This window comes from Flavobacterium sp. (genome assembly GCF_043720215.1).
Lineage (GTDB): Bacteria > Bacteroidota > Bacteroidia > Flavobacteriales > Flavobacteriaceae > Flavobacterium.
The window spans coordinates 1-2,573 of sequence record NZ_JAYSSZ010000285.1; the positions used below are offsets into that span (position 1 = coordinate 1).

Here is a 2,573-nt window from a genome sequence, read left to right on the forward strand (position 1 = left end):
CGATTTAGGTCTTGAAGAAAAACTTGTTGGCATCACAAAATTTTGTGTCCATCCATACCATCTAAAATCGACAAAAAAAAATGTAGGTGGCACAAAAAAAGTAAACTATGATAAAATTAGAACTTTAAATCCTGACATTATTATTTGCAATAAAGAAGAAAACACAAAAGAAATAGTTGAAGAATTACGAAAAATTTGTACCGTTTGGGTGACTAATATTATTACGATTGAAGATAATTTTCAGATGATTTCAGACTTTGGTCAACTGTTTAATTGTCGTACCGAATCTCAAAAAATAAATGACAAGTTAAATTTTGCTTATCAAGATTTTAAAAACTTTATTAAAGACAAACCAAGTAAAAAAGTAGCTTATTTTATTTGGGCAAATCCATATATGGTTGCTGGCGGCGATAATTTTATCAATGAATTATTAAAGCTCAATAACTTTGAAAACATTTATGATAATAATCCTAAATACGAAGGTCGTTATCCTGAAATTGTGATTCAAAAAATGAGAATTCAAGGTGATCCAGACATTGTTTTTTTGTCTTCGGAACCTTTTCCTTTCAAAGACGAACACGCATTCGAATTAGGAAGACATACCCATCATGCCACAACCGTTTTTGTAGATGGCGAAATGTTTTCTTGGTACGGAAGCAGGTTACTAAAAGCATTTGATTATTTTAAAAAACTTCACGAAAAGTTAAATAACCCAAATTCAAATTAAAAAGCATATTTTTGTAAAAAAGAAAACTTTGATAAATTATTCCATTTACGAAAATAAAGACAGTAATCAGTGGGTGACATTTGTGCACGGTGCTGGCGGAAGTTCGTCTATATGGTTTAAACAAATTCGTGATTTTCAGAAGTATTATAACGTATTATTGCTTGATTTACGTGGTCACGGAAGCTCGAATGAGCAAATAAAAAAAGCTTTTCACAAAAAATACACTTTCCAATCTATTGCTAACGATGTGCTAGAAGTCATAGACCATCTTAAGATTGAAACCTCTCATTTTGTTGGTATTTCTTTAGGAACAATTGTAATTAGACAGTTGGCAGAAATGCATCCTGAACGTATAAAAAGTATGATTTTGGGTGGCGCAATTCTCAAAATGAACTTTCGCTCACAAATTTTGATGCGTTTGGGCAATATGTTCAAATATGTTCTTCCTTATTTGGTTTTATACAAGTTTTTTGCTTTTGTCATTATGCCAAACAAAAACCACAAACAATCTCGTTTGTTATTTATAAATGAAGCAAAAAAATTATACCAGAAAGAATTTATTCGTTGGTTTAAATTGACTGCCGAAATAAATCCAGTTCTTAAATGGTTTCGCCAAGTGGAAGTAAACATTCCTACGCTTTATGTTATGGGAGAAGAAGATTATATGTTCTTGCCATCGGTTAGAAAAGTGGTCGAAAACCATTACAGATCTTCTAAATTATTTGTAGTAAAACAATGCGGACATGTGGTAAACGTTGAGCAACCAGTCATTTTTAATACAGCTGTAATTGATTTTATAAATTCGACTAAATAACAACTTTTAGTTATTTAGTAACAAAATTCGAACTTCATCGTCTTACTAGTATCAATCAAAAAACGAACCGTTTTGGAAACTATACTTACGATAACCAATCTCAACAAAATTTACAACAAATACGTTCATGCCGTAAAAAATCTTTCACTAGAAATTCATAAAGGTAATGTTTACGGAATTCTTGGTCCAAACGGATCTGGAAAATCAACTACATTAGGTATTGTTCTAAATGTGGTAAATAAAACTTCGGGCCATTTTAGTTGGTTTGGTGGCACAATGGAAACACATGATGCACTAAAAAAAGTAGGTGCTATAATTGAGCGACCTAACTTTTATCCATACATGACAGCTCAAGAAAATCTAGAATTAGTATGCAAAATTAAAAGTATTAATTATGCAAAAGTTCAAGAAAAATTGGAATTAGTAGGATTAATGGAAAGAAAGGACAGTAAGTTTAGCACATTTTCATTGGGAATGAAACAACGTTTGGCTATCGCTTCTGCCCTACTTAACGATCCTGAAATTCTAATTCTAGACGAACCAACTAATGGTTTAGATCCTCAAGGAATTCACCAAATTCGTGATATTATTAAGCATATAGCTTCACAAGGAACCACTATTTTGTTGGCTTCGCATTTACTTGATGAAGTCGAAAAAGTATGTACCCATGTTTTAGTTTTGCGCAAAGGAGAAATGTTATATTCTGGAACTGTAGACGGAATGACTAGTAATGAAGGCTTTTTCGAATTAAAATCGGACAATCATCAAACTTTAATTTCTGTACTAAAAAACCATCAAGCGATTGATAAGGTAACTGAAGAAGATGGAAAAGTCCTAGTTTACTTGAAAAAAGCATTAGAACCAAAAGATTTAAACCAATATTTATTCGACAATAACATCAGTTTAGAACATTTAGTAAAACGCAAACACAGTTTAGAAGAACAGTTTTTAGAATTGACAGCTAATCAATAGCAATTGCAAAAATCAATGACAATTGCAAAAATCAATGACAATTGCAAAAATCAATGACAA

The 2,573-nt window shown here is 31.4% G+C and carries 3 protein-coding genes; all 3 read left to right on the forward strand.

The annotated features are described in order from the left end of the window. A partial coding sequence (locus ACHZC3_RS12475) for an ABC transporter substrate-binding protein (RefSeq protein ID WP_394760202.1) occupies positions 1-727 on the forward strand: 727 nt, incomplete at its 5' end. Between the two features lie 28 nt (positions 728-755). Then, positions 756-1,541: an alpha/beta fold hydrolase gene (locus ACHZC3_RS12480; RefSeq protein WP_394760203.1), complete on the forward strand. Its 786-nt coding sequence runs from the start codon at positions 756-758 to the stop codon at positions 1,539-1,541. A 72-nt stretch (positions 1,542-1,613) separates the two neighbouring features. Next, positions 1,614-2,513: an ABC transporter ATP-binding protein gene (locus tag ACHZC3_RS12485; protein ID WP_394760204.1), complete on the forward strand. Its 900-nt coding sequence runs from the start codon at positions 1,614-1,616 to the stop codon at positions 2,511-2,513. The last annotated feature ends 60 nt before the right edge of the window (positions 2,514-2,573 follow it).